Annotated in this window: 13 protein-coding genes; 9 read left to right on the forward strand and 4 right to left on the reverse strand. The window is 71.5% G+C overall.

Annotation, left to right across the window (positions count from 1 at the left end; all coding sequences use genetic code 11):
* Positions 1-7: 7 nt before the first annotated feature.
* Positions 8-1,348 carry an anthranilate synthase component I family protein gene (locus tag MKD51_RS08260; protein ID WP_240239845.1) on the forward strand — a complete coding sequence of 447 codons (1,341 nt, stop codon included), beginning with the start codon at positions 8-10 and terminating at the stop codon, positions 1,346-1,348.
* Positions 1,349-1,420: 72 nt separating this feature from the next.
* Here the strand turns inward: MKD51_RS08260 and MKD51_RS08265 are convergent, their stop codons facing one another.
* Positions 1,421-1,891 carry an SRPBCC domain-containing protein gene (locus MKD51_RS08265; protein ID WP_240239846.1) on the reverse strand — a complete coding sequence of 157 codons (471 nt, stop codon included), beginning with the start codon at positions 1,889-1,891 and terminating at the stop codon, positions 1,421-1,423.
* Positions 1,892-2,006: 115 nt separating this feature from the next.
* Between MKD51_RS08265 and leuS the strand changes: the two genes are divergently transcribed.
* Positions 2,007-4,550, forward strand: coding sequence for a leucine--tRNA ligase (gene leuS / locus MKD51_RS08270; RefSeq protein WP_240239847.1), 2,544 nt, complete (start codon positions 2,007-2,009; stop codon positions 4,548-4,550).
* A 17-nt stretch (positions 4,551-4,567) separates the two neighbouring features.
* Here the strand turns inward: leuS and MKD51_RS08275 are convergent, their stop codons facing one another.
* On the reverse strand, positions 4,568-5,116 hold the full coding sequence (locus MKD51_RS08275) for a MarR family transcriptional regulator (protein ID WP_240239848.1): 549 nt from the start codon (positions 5,114-5,116) through the stop codon (positions 4,568-4,570).
* A gap of 107 nt (positions 5,117-5,223) precedes the next feature.
* On the opposite strand from MKD51_RS08275, the gene MKD51_RS08280 reads away from it, so the two are divergent.
* From MKD51_RS08280 to holA, 4 genes are all read left to right on the forward strand, one after another.
* Positions 5,224-6,015, forward strand: coding sequence for an SDR family NAD(P)-dependent oxidoreductase (locus tag MKD51_RS08280; RefSeq protein ID WP_240239849.1), 792 nt, complete (start codon positions 5,224-5,226; stop codon positions 6,013-6,015).
* A gap of 148 nt (positions 6,016-6,163) precedes the next feature.
* Complete coding sequence (locus MKD51_RS08285; protein WP_240239850.1) at positions 6,164-6,742, forward strand: ComEA family DNA-binding protein; 579 nt, start codon at positions 6,164-6,166, stop codon at positions 6,740-6,742.
* Positions 6,743-6,883: 141 nt separating this feature from the next.
* Positions 6,884-9,154 carry a ComEC/Rec2 family competence protein gene (locus MKD51_RS08290; protein WP_240239851.1) on the forward strand — a complete coding sequence of 757 codons (2,271 nt, stop codon included), beginning with the start codon at positions 6,884-6,886 and terminating at the stop codon, positions 9,152-9,154.
* Positions 9,155-9,163: 9 nt separating this feature from the next.
* Positions 9,164-10,144: a DNA polymerase III subunit delta gene (gene holA, locus MKD51_RS08295; protein ID WP_240239852.1), complete on the forward strand. Its 981-nt coding sequence runs from the start codon at positions 9,164-9,166 to the stop codon at positions 10,142-10,144.
* A gap of 323 nt (positions 10,145-10,467) precedes the next feature.
* Here holA and rpsT read toward each other — a convergent pair whose 3' ends face one another.
* Positions 10,468-10,728, reverse strand: a complete 261-nt coding sequence (rpsT, locus tag MKD51_RS08300; protein WP_240239853.1) for a 30S ribosomal protein S20 — start codon at positions 10,726-10,728, stop codon at positions 10,468-10,470.
* Between the two features lie 231 nt (positions 10,729-10,959).
* On the opposite strand from rpsT, the gene lepA reads away from it, so the two are divergent.
* Genes lepA through hemW form a run of 3 tightly spaced genes read left to right on the forward strand, consistent with a single transcriptional unit; the run spans position 10,960 to position 14,687 of the window.
* A complete protein-coding gene (gene lepA / locus MKD51_RS08305; RefSeq protein ID WP_240239854.1) occupies positions 10,960-12,810 on the forward strand; it encodes a translation elongation factor 4 in 1,851 nt (616 codons plus the stop codon).
* Between the two features lie 30 nt (positions 12,811-12,840).
* Positions 12,841-13,479, forward strand: coding sequence for a DUF1990 domain-containing protein (locus MKD51_RS08310; protein WP_240239855.1), 639 nt, complete (start codon positions 12,841-12,843; stop codon positions 13,477-13,479).
* A gap of 2 nt (positions 13,480-13,481) precedes the next feature.
* Positions 13,482-14,687 carry a radical SAM family heme chaperone HemW gene (gene hemW, locus MKD51_RS08315; RefSeq protein ID WP_240239856.1) on the forward strand — a complete coding sequence of 402 codons (1,206 nt, stop codon included), beginning with the start codon at positions 13,482-13,484 and terminating at the stop codon, positions 14,685-14,687.
* Between the two features lies 1 nt (position 14,688).
* Here the strand turns inward: hemW and MKD51_RS08320 are convergent, their stop codons facing one another.
* The gene (locus MKD51_RS08320; RefSeq protein WP_240239857.1) at positions 14,689-15,594 is read right to left on the reverse strand and encodes a DUF4870 domain-containing protein; all 906 of its coding nucleotides are present in this window, start codon (positions 15,592-15,594) and stop codon (positions 14,689-14,691) included.
* Positions 15,595-15,700 lie beyond the last annotated feature (106 nt).

Below are 15,700 nucleotides of genomic sequence, written 5' to 3' on the forward strand. Positions count from 1 at the left end.
CGACCCTATGCCAGCGACCTCTGCGCCGCTCCTGCCGCACCTCGGTGCGCGCTGGGCGGTGCCGAGCGACCTCACCCCGGAGGCCGCGTTCGCCGCCCTCGAGTCGGCGAGCGACGACGTCGTGTGGCTCGACTCGTCCTCCGACGGCGATCACGTCATCGGCACCGGGGCGCATGCGCTCGTGATGCACGACGGGGAGGCGTTCCTCGACGGCGAGCCGCTCGCCGGCGACGCCGTCGCCGCGCTCGAGGCTGCTCGCGCCACGCATCCCGGTGCCTGGGTCGGCTGGTTCGGCTACGAGGCGGGCGTGCGGATGCTCGGGCTCGCGCCCGGCGCGGAGGGCACAGACGAGCGCGGGCCGGGCGCAGACAGCCTGGGCGCCGGGCGCTTCCCCGAAGCGGCGTGGCTGCTGCTCGATCGCTGGCTCGTCGTCGCCGACGGGGAGGCGCAGCTGCAGTCGCGTGACGGCGAGCCGTGGTCGCTCGAGGCTGCGCCGGTGCGCCAGCCATCCGCGAAGACGCTCGACAGCAGCCTGCTGCGCTGGCGCGACGACGACGCCGGCTACGCCGAGAAGGTCGAGCGCTGCCGCGAGCACATCCGCGAGGGCGACTCCTACGTGCTGTGCCTGACGACCGCGATCGCGGCGCCGCCCATCGACGCGATCGCGACGCACGCTCGGCTGCGCGCCGCGAGCCCCGTGCACCACGGCGGCCTGCTGCGCATCGCGGGCGTGACCGTCTCGAGCGCGAGCCCGGAGACCTTCCTCCGCGTCGAGCAGGGCATCGCGACGACGCGACCGATCAAGGGCACGCGGCGGCGCGGTGCTGCATCAGGCGGCGACGACGCCGCGCTCGCGCTCGAGCTGTTCGAGAGCGAGAAGGAGCGGGCCGAGAACGTCATGATCGTCGATCTGTGCCGCAACGACCTGCAGCGGGTGTGCGCGCCGGGCTCGGTCGAGGTGACGAGCCTGCTCGCGGTCGAGACCTACCCGACCGTCCACCAGCTCGTCTCGACGGTGCGCGGCCGCCTGCTGCCGGGGCTCGGGCCGCTCGATACCGTGCGCGCGCTGTTCCCGGCAGGCTCCATGACCGGTGCGCCCAAGCGCCGCACCGTCGAGCTGCTGCAGGCGCTCGAGGGCGGCAGGCGCGGCGTCTACTCCGGATGCTTCGGGCTGGTCGCGGGGGAGACCTGCCAGCTGGCGATGGTCATCCGCAGCGTCGTCGCGGATGAGCACGGCACGCACATCGGGGTCGGTGGCGGCGTCACGGCGCTGTCAGAGCCCGCCTTCGAGGTGGAGGAGCTGCACGTGAAGGCGGCGGCACTGCTCGCCTCGCTCGTGCCGCGCTGACGGCGAGCCTCCCGAGATCGCGCGGTTGCGCGCGGGAACGCACGACCCGGGAAGCTCGGCGAGAGCGATCGGTCAGGCGTCGAGCGACTCGGCGAGGTCGACGAGCTCGTCGAGCTCGACCGTCCAGCCCGCGGCGAGCGAGCGCAGCGCCCCGCGCCGGGTGGCGTCGTCGCCCTCGAGCGGGAAGTCGGATTCGACCAGGTGCATCTGCGTTCCGCCGTCGATCTCGGCAAGGGTGATCTCGACCGTCGAGGCGCGGCCGGAGAGGATGCCCTCCGCCCACTCGAAGCAGAAGCGCGCCTGCGGCACGACCTCCTGGATGCGGGCGGCCAGCACGACCTCGCCCGTCCAGGCGAAGCGACCCATGGCGCCCGGCACGACGCCGTCGGGGAAGGCCGCGATATCGCCCAGCCACTGTGCGAGCAGGTCAGGCTCGACCAGGCAGCGCCACACCGTGGCGACCGGCGCGTCGACCGCGACGATTCGCGTCACGCGCGACGCGGGCACGTCGACGGTCGCTGGCGGGTTCTCGAACTCCGGCACCGACCACCTCCTTGACGTCCCTCGGACGATTCTGGCACGACGCACGCATCCGCGGTCGCGCCTAGACTTGAGAGCCGCATCCGCCGCCGACGGCGTGCGCCATCCAGGAGCATCAGTGACCGACGAGATCTACGACTTCGCCCGCATCCAGCAGCGTTGGCTGCCCGTGTGGGACACCCTGCGACCCTTCGCGACCGACGACGAGAGCGACACGCGCCCGCGCAAGTACGTGCTCGACATGTTCCCGTATCCCTCCGGCGACCTCCACATGGGTCACGCGGAGTCGTACGCGTACGGCGACGTGCTCGCGCGCTACTGGCGCCAGCAGGGCTTCAACGTGCTGCACCCGATCGGCTGGGACTCCTTCGGCCTGCCCGCCGAGAACGCGGCGATCCAGCGCGGCATCGACCCGAAGGAGTGGACCGAGTCGAACATCGAGCAGCACAAGCGCTCGATGCGCGCGTACGCCACCGCGTTCGACTGGGACCGCATCCTCCACACCTCCGACCCGCAGTACTACAAGTGGAACCAGTGGCTCTTCCTCGAGCTCTACAAGGCCGGCCTGGCCTACCGCAAGCCCTCCAACGTCAACTGGTGCCCCAAGGACCAGACGGTGCTCGCGAACGAGCAGGTCGTCGACGGCGCGTGCGAGCGCTGCGGCACCCCGGTCGTGAAGAAGAAGCTCACGCAGTGGTACTTCAAGATCACCGACTACGCCGACCGCCTGCTCGACGACCTGAACCAGCTCGAGGGCCGGTGGCCCGAGAAGGTGCTGCGCATGCAGCGCAACTGGATCGGGCGCTCGATCGGCGCAGAGGTGGAGTTCGAGATCGAGGGCCACGCCGGCCGCGTGCCGGTCTTCACGACGCGCCCCGACACGCTCTACGGCGCCACCTTCATGGTGGTCGCACCCGATTCCGACTTGGCAGCAGAGCTGGCGGCTGGCGCCGACGCTGAGGTGCGGATGCGGTTCCAGGCTTATGTGGACGACGTCGGCAGGCTGACCGAGATCGACCGGCAGAGCACCGAGCGCGTGAAGACGGGCGTCGACCTCGGCCGCTGGGCGATCCACCCGCTCACGGGCGAGCGGCTGCCGGTCTGGGCCGCCGACTACGTGCTCGCCGACTACGGCCACGGCGCCGTCATGGCCGTGCCCGCGCACGACCAGCGCGACCTCGACTTCGCGCGTGCCTTCGACCTGCCGGTGACGGTGGTCGTCGACACGAATGCGCCGGTGACGGGCGTCATGCCGCAGATCCCGCTCGACGAGGACGGCAACGCCGTCTGGCCCGAAGACCTGGCGCCGCTCGACCCGAAGTCCACTGGCGAGGCGCTCACCGGCGACGGTCGTCTGATCAACTCCGGCGAGCTCGACGGCCTCTCGAAGGCGCACGCGATCGGCCGCATGGTGCAGCTGCTGGAGGCCAAGGGCGCCGGCCGCGCCGCGAAGTCCTACCGGCTGCGTGACTGGCTCGTGAGCCGGCAGCGCTACTGGGGCACGCCCATCCCGATCATCCACACCGAAGACGGGCAGGAGGTGCCGGTGCCGTTCGAGCAGCTGCCCGTCACGCTGCCCGACTCGGCGGGGCTCGATCTGAAGCCGAAGGGCACGAGCCCGCTGGGCGCGGCCGAGGACTGGGTGAACGTGCCGTCGCCGATCGACGGCACGCCTGCCAGGCGCGACGCCGACACGATGGACACCTTCGTCGACTCGTCCTGGTACTACCTGCGCTTCCTCAACCCGCAGGATTCCACGCAGCCGTTCGACCGCAAGCAGGTCGAGCGCTGGGCACCGGTCGACCGCTACGTCGGCGGCGTCGAGCACGCCATCCTGCACCTGCTCTACGCGCGCTTCATCACGAAGGTGCTCTTCGACCTCGGCCACGTGCCGTTCACGGAGCCCTTCGAGTCGCTGCTCAACCAGGGCATGGTGATCCTCGACGGCGCGAAGATGTCGAAGTCGAAGGGCAACCTCGTCACGCTCTCCGAGGAGCTCGAGCGCTTCGGCGTCGACGCGGTGCGCCTGACGATGTCGTTCGCAGGCCCGCCCGAGGACGACATCGACTGGAAGGACGTCAGTCCCACCGGCTCGCAGAAGTTCCTGGCGCGCGCCTGGCGGCTCTCGAACGAGCCGCTGGCCAAGCGGGGCTCCGACCCCAAGCCCGGGGACGCCGGCCTGCGCCGCGAGACCCACAGGTTCCTGGCGGATGCGCCGGGGCTGATCGAGGGCATGAAGTTCAACGTGGTCGTCGCGCGCCTCATGGAGCTGACGAACGCGACGCGCAAGGCCATCGATGCGGGCCCAGGCGCGGCAGATCCTGCCGTGCGTGAAGCCGTGGAGACGATCGCGCTGGGCCTGTCGCTCTTCGCGCCCTACACGGCGGAGGACATGTGGGCGAACCTGGGCTTCGAGCCCTCGGTCGCCAACGCAGGCTGGCGCAAGGCGGATCGCTCGCTGCTCGTCGAGCAGTCGGTGACGGCGGTCGTGCAGGTCAATGGCAAGGTGCGCGACAAGCTCGAGGTCGCCGCCGACATCACGGAGGCCGACCTGGAGGCCGCCGCGCGCGAGCTGCCAGGTGTGGTGCGCGCGATCGGCGACGCGGGGATCCGGAAGGCGATCGTGCGCGCGCCGCGCCTGGTCAACTTCGTGATCGGCTGAGCGGCGGGGGTCACCCGCTAGCGCTCGGCGCCGGGCTTGGGTCGTCGCCGTGCGCTCGAGCCTCCCGCCGAGTCGTCGCTCGACGGCGGACGCCATGTTGGCGCCGCGTCGACAGCCTCGGCGATGCGCCGGCTGATCACGCCCAGCTGTCGGGCCTGCGCGTCGCTCAGCGTGTCGAACACAAGCTGCTGCACGAGCGCGTGGTGCGCGGGAGCGGCTCGCGCTACCGCTCGATGGCCCTCCTCGGTGAGGCTGGCGAGCGTGATGCGTCCGTCGCCTGGGTCGGGCTCGCGGCGCACCCAACCCTTCGCCTCGAGGCGTGTGACGGCGCGGGAGAGTCGCGACAGGGTTGCGCTCGCGAAGTCGGCGAGCACGCTCATGCGCAGACTGCGGTCGGGCGCGGTATCGAGGGCGTAGAGCAAGCCGTGCTCGAAGTGCGTCAGGCCGCTGTCGCGCTGCAGCTGCGCATCGAGCGCCGAGGGAAGGCGCTCCAGGAGCGTGGCGAGCGCCGCCCAGATCTCGAGCTGTGCGGGCGGCAACGCTGCAGGTGAGGACTCGATCGCCATGGCGAAAGGGTACGGCACCGTGCTCGACCGACGTAATTGGTTGCCTAAGCAAGTGATATCGTCGAATTGACGCTTGCTTGAGCAAGCAACTCAAGAGAGGGGTCGACATGGATCTGAAGCTGTCGGGGAAGACTGCGTTCGTGAGCGGTTCGACGCAGGGCATCGGGTACGCGATCGCTGCCGCGATCGCCCGCGAGGGCGGGCGGCTGACGCTGAACGGCCGGGATCCGGCTCGGGTCGAGGCTGCCGTGGATCGCCTCCGACAGGAAGTGCCGGGGTCTGATCCGTCGGGCTTCGCAGCCGACTTCGGCGAGCCGGAGGAGGTGGAGGTGCTGCTCTCATCGCTCGAGCGCATCGACATCCTCGTCAACAACGTGGGGCTGTTCGGCCTCGCCGAGTTCGAGACGATCCCCGACGAGGCATGGGCGCGCTACTTCGAGGTGAACGTCATGAGCGGCGTCCGACTCTCCCGCCACGTGCTCCCTGGCATGCTCGAGCGAGGATGGGGGCGGATCATCTTCGTCAGCAGCGAGTCGGGCGTGAACGTGCCCGCCGACATGGTGCATTACGGCGCGACCAAAGCAGCGGCGCTCGCGCTCGCCAACGGGCTTGCGAAGCGCACGCGCGGCACGTCGGTCACGGTCAACTCGGTGCTGGGTGGCCCCACCTACTCCGACGGTGTCGCGGCGACCGTGGCGGGCATCGCCGCCGCACAGCGCGTCCCGGTCGAGCAGATGCGCGATGCGATCATCGGCCAGAATCCGACGACGCTGCTCGAGCGGTTCATCGAGCCGGATGAGATCGCAAACCTCGTCGCCTACCTCGCGAGCCCGCTGGCGTCCGCGACCAACGGCGCCGCGCTGCGCGTCGACGGCGGAGTGCTCACCGGCACGCTGTAGCGGCTCCGCTGCCGGGCGCCGACAGCGTCGCTCGCGAAGCAGGGCCGCCACGGGCGACCGGGCACGGATCTGCGCCTCACGCGCCGACCTCCACAGCCGGGCGCTCACCGCTGACGCGCCCAGACGCATCCGCCCTACCGTGCCCGGCATGGCCGGAACGGATGCGCGCTGGCGGCTGGGCGCGGGGGCCGCGGTGCTGCTCGTGCTCGGCGCCGTTGCCGGCGGCGTCGCGCAGCGGATGGTGGTGGACGCGCAGCCTGCCGCGGTGCTGCCGACCCCGGTGGCGACTGCGACGGCCGAGCTCGTCATCGATGTGCAGGGCGCGGTCGCACAGCCGGGCGTCTACCGGCTGCCGCAGGGATCGCGGGTGCTCGACGCGCTGGCGAGGGCGGGCGGCACGGCAGATGCGGCGGCACCCGGTGCGCTGAACCTTGCGCGGCCGCTCGTGGATGGCGAGCAGCTGCTGGTGCCGACCGTCGACGAGCAGTCGAGCGCTGCTGAGGCGGGCGACGGAGGCACCGGCCCTGGCGCGGGCGGGCTGGTCTCGCTCAACCGCGCCGACCAGGCTGCGCTCGAGGCGCTGCCACGCGTCGGGCCGTCGCTGGCGACGGCGATCATGGCGCACCGCGACGAGCACGGTCCGTTCACCGACATCGCGCAGCTCGACGACGTGCCCGGCATCGGGCCCGCGCTGCTGGCGACGCTGACGCCGCTGGTGGCGCTGTGAGCCTGGGTGGCGCTGTGCGAGCGGCTGGCGCTGCGAGGACGGCTGGCGCTGTGAGGATGGGCGCCGCGGTGCCAACGGCAGGCGATGCACGGCCGGCGCCGCAGTGGCACCGGATGTCGCCGTGACTCGGGGCGTGCGCTGATGCGCGACCTGCGGCTCGCGCTGCCCGTTGCGATCGCGTGGGCCGTGCTGGCGGCGCTGAGCGGGAACGGGGCGGTGCTGGGCGTTGCGGCAGCATTGGCGGCGGGTATCGCCGCCGCGTGCTTGCTGGGCGCGCACCTGTGGTCCCGGCGGCTGTCGCCATGGTTGGCGGGTGGGCGCAGTGCAGCGTGGGACGGCGTCGCGGTGCTGCGCACGCTCGCGCTGGGTGCCGCCCTCGCGTGCCCGCTGCTGCTGGGCGCCGACGCGGTGGTGGCGACCGGGCTCGAGGAGTGCGACGAGCTCAGCCTGCTGCTGCTCGGGCAGGCTGCGCCGACCGAGGTGGTGGTGACGGGCTGCGACGGCGCGAGCCTGGGCGGCGGCATGCTGCGCAGCGCGCTGCTGCTGCGGGTGTCGGATGCCGCGCTCACGATCGGCGGCACAGCCACCGGGCCGTGCGACGCGTGGCTCGACGGCTCCCGCTGGCTGTTGACGTGCTCCGAGCTCGAGGTCGCTGAGCCCGCGGCCTGGTCGGCATGGGCGGGGCCGCTGCGCGACGGGCTGCTGCAGGCATCCGCACAGCTGCCGGGCGTCGGGGGAGAGCTGCTGCCGGGCCTCTCCATCGGCGACGAGCGACGCGTCAGCCCGCAGCTGCGCACCGCGATGCTCGACACCGGCCTGTCGCACCTCACCGCGGTGTCGGGGGCGAACTGCGTGATCGTCGTGGGCGCCGCGTTCCTGGCCGCCGCGGCCCTGGGCGCGCGCCGTTCGGTGCGGGTCGCGGTGGCACTGGGAGCCCTCGCGGCATTCGTCGTGCTGGTCACGCCGGAGCCCTCCGTCGTGCGCGCAGGCGCGATGGCCTCGATCGGCTTGCTCGGCATCGCCACGGGCCGGCGCGCCGGCGCCGTCGCGCTGCTGTCGCTGGCCGTGCTCGTCGTGCTCGCGATGCAGCCGCACCTGGCGACGAGCGCGGGCTTCGCGCTCTCGGCGCTTGCCACCTGCGGCCTGATCGTGCACGGCCGGGCGATCGCGAACGTGCTGTCGCGGTGGCTGCCGATGCCGATCGCCGCCCTCATCGCGGTGCCGCTCGCGGCGCAGCTGTGGTGCATGCCGGTGCTCGTCGCGCTCGATGCCCGCGTCAGCCTCGTCTCGGTGCTGGCGAACCTGCTGGCCGGTCCCGCGGCTCCCATCGTCACGGTGGTGGGGCTCGCCGCGTGCCTGGCAGCGCCGCTGGCTCCGGCTGTGGCGGTCGGCCTGGCGTGGGTCGCGTGGCTGCCCGCGGCCTGGATCGCGCAGGTCGCGATGCTCGCGCAGCAGCTGCCCGCCGCCCAGACCCCGTGGCCGGTCGCGCCCTGGGGTGTGGTGGCCGCATCCGTCATGCTCGCCCTCGTCGTCGTCGGCCATGCGCGGCGCCTGCTCGCGCGCGGTGTGGCCGGGGCGCTCGTGCTCGGCCTCGTCGTGGGTCTCGGCGCGGCGTGGCCGAGCATCCGGCTGGGCTCGCTCGCCGATTGGCGCGTCGCGCAGTGCGACGTGGGGCAGGGGAGCGCGACCCTCGTGCGGCACGGCGGCGCGGTCCTGCTCGTCGACACCGGCGAGGATCCCGCGCTCGTGCAGCGGTGCCTCAGCATGCTCGGTGTGCAGGGCGTCGATCTGCTGGTGCTGACGCACTTCGACGTCGATCATTCCGGTGGCTCGCCCGCGCTCGTCGGTCGCACCGGGCTGCTCGTGCACGGGCCGCTCGACGAGCGCGCGGTGCCGGTGGTGGAGGAGCTCGCCGCGGGCGGCGCAGCGACGCAGCAGGCCAGCCGAGGCGACGCGTGGCAGGTCGGGGAGGTGCGGGTCGAGGCGCTCTGGCCCGTCGGCGAGGTGGAGCCCGGCAACGACGCGAGCGTCGCGGTGTCGATCGACCTGCCCGGCGGTGGGCTCGAGCTCGTCGTGCTCGGCGACCTGGGTGCCGAGTCGCAGTCGCGGCTGCTGCGCGCCGGCCTGCCATCCGCGGCGGTGGTGGTGGTCGCGCACCACGGCTCCGCCGACCAGCTGCCCGCGCTCTACCACCGCATCGCCGCATCCGCCGGCCTCATCGGCGTCGGTGAGAACGACTACGGGCACCCGACGGATGCGGCCATGCGGCTCGTGCAGGAGAGCGGCGGGGTGCCGCTGCGCACCGACGAGCTCGGCACGATCGCGCTCGCGGTCGACGAGGCGGGCGTGCGGGTCTGGACGGAGCGCGTCGGTGGCTCGGGGGCGACCGAGCCTGTTGGCAGCGGGCCGTAGGCTGAACGCATGGCAGCGAGCATCCCCAAGATCGGCTGGGAGCAGGTGTCTCCTGCGCCCGTCGTGCTGGTGTTCGGCAAGGAGTCGTTCCTCGCCGACCGCGCGATGCAGCGGCTGCGGGCGCTGCTCGTCATGGAGGATCCGGATCTCGAGGTCTCGGACGTCGATGCCGGGCAGTACAACGACGGCGCACTCGAGCTGATCGCGAGCCCCTCGCTGTTCGATGAGCCGCGACTGGTGCGGGTCGAGAACGGCGTGAAGGCGACGGATGCGTTCATCACCGACGCGCTCCGCTACATAGCGCAGCCCGTCGACGGCACGACCCTCGTCATCCGCCACGACGGCTCGACGGTGCGCGGCAAGAAGCTGCTCGACGCGATCCGGAAGATGCCAGGTGCGATCGAGGTCGTCTGCCAGCCGCTCGGCAAGGGAGACATGGTGCCCTTCGCCCGCAACGAGCTGCGGCTGCTCGAGCGCGAGGCGACGCCCGGCGCGATCGCTGCACTCGTCGACGCGTTCCACTCCGACATCGCTGAGCTCGCCAACGCCGTGCGGCAGGTGGCGCTCGACACGGAGGGGCCCGTCACCGAGCAGGTGGTGCGCACCTACTACGCCGGCCGCGTCGAGACGACGGCCTTCGCGGTCGTCGATGAGGTGATCGCGCGCGACGTTGCGAAGGCGCTCGTCACGCTGCGGCACGCGATCGCGACCGGCGCCGACCCGGTGCCGATCGTCGCGGCCTTCGCCATGCGCTTCCGCCAGCTCGCCAAGGTCTCCGGCGCGGGCGGCGGCGACGGCCAGGCCGCGCGGCAGCTCGGCATGCAGGACTGGCAGGTGCGCAACGCCCGCAAGGACCTGCGCAGCTTCACCGACGCGAGCCTCTGCGACGCGATCGAGTCCATCGCGCACGCTGACCACGCCGTGAAGGGCGCGGAGCGCGACCCGCAGCACGCGGTCGAGCGCCTGGTGCGCCAGCTCGCCGAGCGCTGAGTCGCCCGCCGCGACAGCTGACGTCAGTGCGCTCGCACGCTGAGCGGCGTCGTGCGGCATCGATGGGCGACTCCCGACATCGAGTGGCGCCCGCCGACATCGAGTGGCGCCTCCCGACATCGAGTGGCGCCTATTCGCGCCACTCGTTCACAGAAGGCGCCACTCGTTCGCGGGAGGCGCCAATCGATCGCGGGAAGCGCCACTCGTTCGCGGGAGGCGGGCGATCCGGCGGTAGCCGGGCCGCTGCCAGTCCACAGACGCAGAAGAGGGGCCCCGACCGGGACCCCTCTTCGAGCGTGCGGCTCAGCCGCGTGCGACGCTGCTCAGAGCGCTGCGACCTGCTTCGCGATCGACGACTTGCGGTTCGCGGCCTGGTTGCGGTGGATGACGCCCTTGGAGACGGCCTTGTCGAGCTTGCGGTTGGCAAGCGTGACCTTCTCCTGTGCGACGGCCTTGTCACCGGCGGCGATGGCCTTGCGTGCCTCGCGCACAGCGGTGCGGAGCTCGCTCTTGGCGGCGCGGTTGCGGTCGGTCGCCTTCTGGTTGGTGAGAATGCGCTTGATCTGCGACTTGATGTTCGCCACGTGGTGTCCTGTCCTGATCGATGAGTGTTCGGCGGCGGCTAGTGCTCGCCAGAGCCCGCCGCAACCCGCCCTCGCGCGTGGGGCGCGCAGAAGCAGGGGAAGCCAACGAACGATGCTACCAGCGCGCGCCCGCCGCTCGCAACGCGAGTGACCGCATCCGCTGTGGAAGAATAGGACCTTCCGCACTGCACCATCCAGCGGCACCACTGAGCTTCCCGACGAGAAGGACCCGTGAGCCCCCGAGCGACCAAGGCCCTCGAGCCTGCCGCGACCGATCCGGCGCAGATTCGCAACTTCTGCATCATCGCGCACATCGACCATGGCAAGTCGACCCTCGCCGACCGGATGCTGCAGCTGACCGGCGTCGTCGACGACCGCTCCATGCGTGCGCAGTATCTCGACCGCATGGACATCGAGCGCGAGCGCGGCATCACGATCAAGTCGCAGGCCGTGCGCATGCCGTGGGAGCTCGACGGCAAGACCTTCGCCCTCAACATGATCGACACTCCCGGGCACGTCGACTTCACCTACGAGGTGAGCCGCTCGCTCGCCGCCTGCGAGGGCGCGATCCTGCTGGTCGACGCGGCGCAGGGCATCGAGGCGCAGACCCTCGCCAACCTCTACCTGGCGATGGAGAACGACCTCGAGATCATCCCGGTGCTCAACAAGATCGACCTGCCCGCCGCAGACCCGGAGAAGTACGCGGCAGAGATCGCAGGCCTCATCGGCGGCGACCCGGCAGACGTGCTGCGGGTGAGCGGCAAGACCGGCGAGGGCGTCGCCGAGCTGCTTGACCGCGTCGTGGGATCCGTCCCGGCACCCAGCGGCACTGTCGACGGCCCCGCCCGCGCGATGATCTTCGACTCCGTCTACGACTCCTACCGCGGCGTCGTCACCTACGTGCGCATGATCGACGGCCGGCTCGGCCCGCGCGAGCAGATCCAGATGATGTCGACCGGCACCAAGCACGAGCTGCTCGAGATCGGCGTCTCGAGCCCCGAGCCCAAGCCCTCGAAGGGGCTCGCGGTCGGCGAGGTCGGCTACCTCATCACCGGCGTGAAGGATGTGCGCCAGTCGAAGGTCGGCGACACCGTCACGACCGCTCGCACACCTGCCACCGTGGCGCTCAAGGGCTACGCCGAGCCGAAGCCCATGGTCTTCTCCGGCATCTACCCGCTCGACGGCGGCGACTACCCGGTGCTGCGCGAGGCGCTCGACAAGCTCAAGCTCTCCGACGCCGCGCTCGTCTACGAGCCCGAGACCTCCGTCGCCCTCGGCTTCGGATTCCGCTGCGGCTTCCTCGGCCTGCTGCACCTCGAGATCATCACGGAGCGACTGCGTCGCGAGTTTGACCTCGACCTGATCGCCACCGCCCCGAGCGTCATCTACCAGGTGCACAGCGAGGATCGCGCGGTGCACACGGTCACCAACCCGAGCGAGTTCCCCGAGGGCAAGATCAGCTCGGTCGTCGAGCCGATGGTGCGCGCGACGATCCTGGCGCCCAAGGATTACGTGGGCGCGATCATGGAACTCTGCCAGTCGCGACGCGGCACGCTCAACGGCATGGAGTATCTCTCGGAGGATCGCGTCGAGCTGCGCTACCGGCTGCCGCTGGGCGAGATCGTCTTCGACTTCTTCGACCACCTGAAGTCGAAGACGCAGGGCTACGCCTCGCTCGACTACGAGGTCGACGGCGAGGAGGAGGGCGACCTCGTCAAGGTCGACATCCTGCTGCAGGGCGAGCAGGTGGATGCCTTCAGCGCCATCGTGCACCGCGACAAGGCCTACTCGTACGGCGTGCTCATGGTCGGCAAGCTGCGGGAGCTCATCCCGAGGCAGCAGTTCGAGGTGCCGATCCAGGCCGCCGTCGGCGCACGCATCATCGCCAGGGAGACGATCCGCGCGATCCGCAAGGACGTGCTCGCCAAGTGCTACGGCGGCGACATCACCCGCAAGCGCAAGCTGCTCGAGAAGCAGAAGGAGGGCAAGAAGCGCATGAAGATGGTCGGCCGCGTCGAGGTCCCCCAGGAGGCTTTCATCGCTGCCCTCTCGAGCGGAGAGACGAAGAAGGATGCCAAGTGAGCACGGCAGCCCAGTGAGGGAGACGACCCAGTGAGCAAGCCCATCCGCGATCGCGCGACGAACTACGGCGCGGTCGGCGCCACGTCGCACTTCGACTTCCACCGCTTCCCGCCGAAGGGCTTCGAGGTCGTGCAGCTGCGCAGCCGCATCGGCCACGGCCGCCCGCGCTACGACGCCGCCGTCGCCGCGCTGCGCACCTGGAAGATCCAGCGCCTCGCCGGCATCGAGGTCGACGTGGTCGGCACCGAGAGCGGCAGCACCTACCGCCCGGTCGGCTTCGACGGCACCGACGCGACTCGCGCCGCCAGCATCGAGCCGCAGCAGGACTTCGGGCCAGACGGCGAGCCGTTCCTGCAGCCCGGCGACTCCGTCGACCAGCGCATCCGCCTCGTCGGTCTGCAGATCCACGCGCCCATGCGCGTGATCGCGGTCGAGGACGAGGCGAACAGCCACGGCGTCATCCTCGGCACGCTCGACGGCCACCCCGAGGCCGGCGAGGAGCGCTTCACGATCGAGATCGCCGAGGACGAGACGGTCTTCCTGCACTTCCGCGCCATCGTGCGCAACGCCAAGTGGTGGGTCAAGGTCGGCGCGCCCGTCGCCAAGGCCACCCGCCACAGGTACCACGAGCGCTACATGGATGTGCTGCGGTCCATCGACGTGCGCTGACCGTGGGCAAGCTGCCTGAGGGCGAGACCGGGCCGACGGACGGACGCCTGCCCGCCGACACCGCGGTCGCCGCGCCCTTCGGCGCGTACATCCACGTGCCGTTCTGCTCGGTGCGCTGCGGCTACTGCGACTTCAACACCTACACCGCGGACGAGCTGCGGGGCGCGACCAGGGCGGGCTACCACTCCGACGTCGCCGCCGAGATCGTCCTCGCGCGCGACGTGCTGTCGGAGCTCGGTCCGCTGCGCCCCATGCAGACCGTCTTCTTCGGCGGCGGCACCCCCACGCTGCTGCCGGCGGTCGATCTGGTCACGATGCTCCAGGGCGTGACGGATGCCTTCGGCCTGGCCGAGGGCGCGGAGGTCACCACCGAGGCCAACCCCGATTCGATCGATGCTGCAGGCCTCGCGCAGCTCAAGGCGGGCGGCATCACGCGCGTCTCCTTCGGCATGCAGTCGGCGGTGCCGCACGTGCTCGCCGCCCTCGACCGCACGCACGACCCGGAGCGCGTGCCGCAGGTCGTCGCGTGGGCGCGCGACGCAGGCCTCGAGGTCAGCATCGACCTCATCTACGGCGCGCCGGGGGAGTCGCTCGACGACTGGCAGCGCTCGCTCGACGCGGCCGTCGCGATGGACCCAGATCACATCTCCGCCTACGCACTCATCGTCGAGGACGGCACGGCCCTCGCCCGCCGCATACGCCGTGGTGAGCTCATCGCACCCGACGACGACCTGCAGGCCGCGATGTACGAGGCGGCGGATGCGACGCTCGGCCGCGCGGGCTACACCTGGTACGAGGTGTCCAACTGGGCCCGCGGCGGGCGCACGGCGCGTCACAACCTGGCCTATTGGCGCGGCCACGACTGGTGGGGGTTCGGCCCTGGCGCCCACAGCCACGTCGGCGGCGTGCGCTGGTGGAACGTCAAGCATCCGGCCGCCTACCGCGACCGGCTACTGGCCGGCACGTCGCCGGCGCTCGCGCGCGAGGTGCTGGACGACGAGACCCGCCGCGTCGAGCGCGTGCTGCTCGAGTCGCGCATCGCCGACGGGCTGCCGCTCGACGTGCTCGAGGCCGAGGGCCGCCACGCCGTCGCGGGGCTCGTCGCCGAGGGCCTGGCAGACGGAAGAGCCGCCCTCGCCGGGCGGGTGGTCCCGACGCTGCGAGGGCGGCTCTTGGCCGACGCGGTGGTGCGTCGGCTGCTGCCGTGAATCAGCTGATCATGCGCCAGTTGAACGGGTAGCGGTACGAGCCACCGTTGTTCACCCGCACGGCGCCGATGATCGAGAAGATCACCTGCAGCAGGCCCGGGAGCCACCACAGCGCCAGCAGGATGAAGCCGATGCCCACGAAGCTCAGGATCGTGCCGAGCACGATCATGCCGACGGTCAGGATCGTCATGAAGATGCCGAAGTTCAGCGCCTCCTTCGACTCCTGCTTCGCGAACGCGCTGCGGTCCTTGTAGATCAGGAAGACGATCAGCGGGCCGATCCAGCCGCCGTAGCCGCCCGTGACGATCGTCGACAGGCCGGAGAGGTGCCCCCACATGCCGGCGTTCTTCTCGTCGACCGGGGCCATCGGAGCCGATGCCGCGTACTGCGGCTGACCCGGAGCGCCGTACTGCGGCTGGCCGGGAGCGCCGTACTGCGGCTGCCCCAGGTGCGGCTGGCCCTGGTGCGGCTGGTCGGGCTGGCCGTAGGGCGGCTGGCCCTGCTGCGGTGCGCCGTACTGCGGTGCGCCGGTGGGCTGGCCGGGCTGACCCTGCTGCGGCTGGCCGTAGGCGGGCGCGCTGCCCTGCTGCCCGGCGGCGGGTGCGCTGCCGCCATAGGGCGGAGTCGGCTGGGCCGGCTGGCCGAAGTCGCCGGGCTGCCCTGCTGCGGGCTGCTGCTGGCCGTGCTGCCAGTCCTGGCTCGGCTCGGCTGCGCCGAAGGCGGGCTGGCTGGGCTCCTGCGGCGCGGGGTCGGCAGCAGGGGAGGAGAAGGACTGCGCGGGCTCGCCGAGACCAGGAGCGGCCGGAGCGCTGGGCGCTGCGTGCTGCTCGTCGGTGACGGCGAAGCCGTCGACGGGCTGCTCGGCGGGATCGTTGCCCTCCGCGCGGGGGGCGTTCGGATCGGACATGGCGTGCCTTTCGTGAATGGTCGGCGCGCAACGCTGGGCCGGTGCGCTGGAGCCATTGTGCGCCTGATCGGCTGTGCGTCGGATGAGAAGTGCGCGCCGCGCGATA

The organism is Agrococcus sp. ARC_14, from assembly GCF_022436485.1.
Lineage (GTDB): Bacteria > Actinomycetota > Actinomycetes > Actinomycetales > Microbacteriaceae > Agrococcus.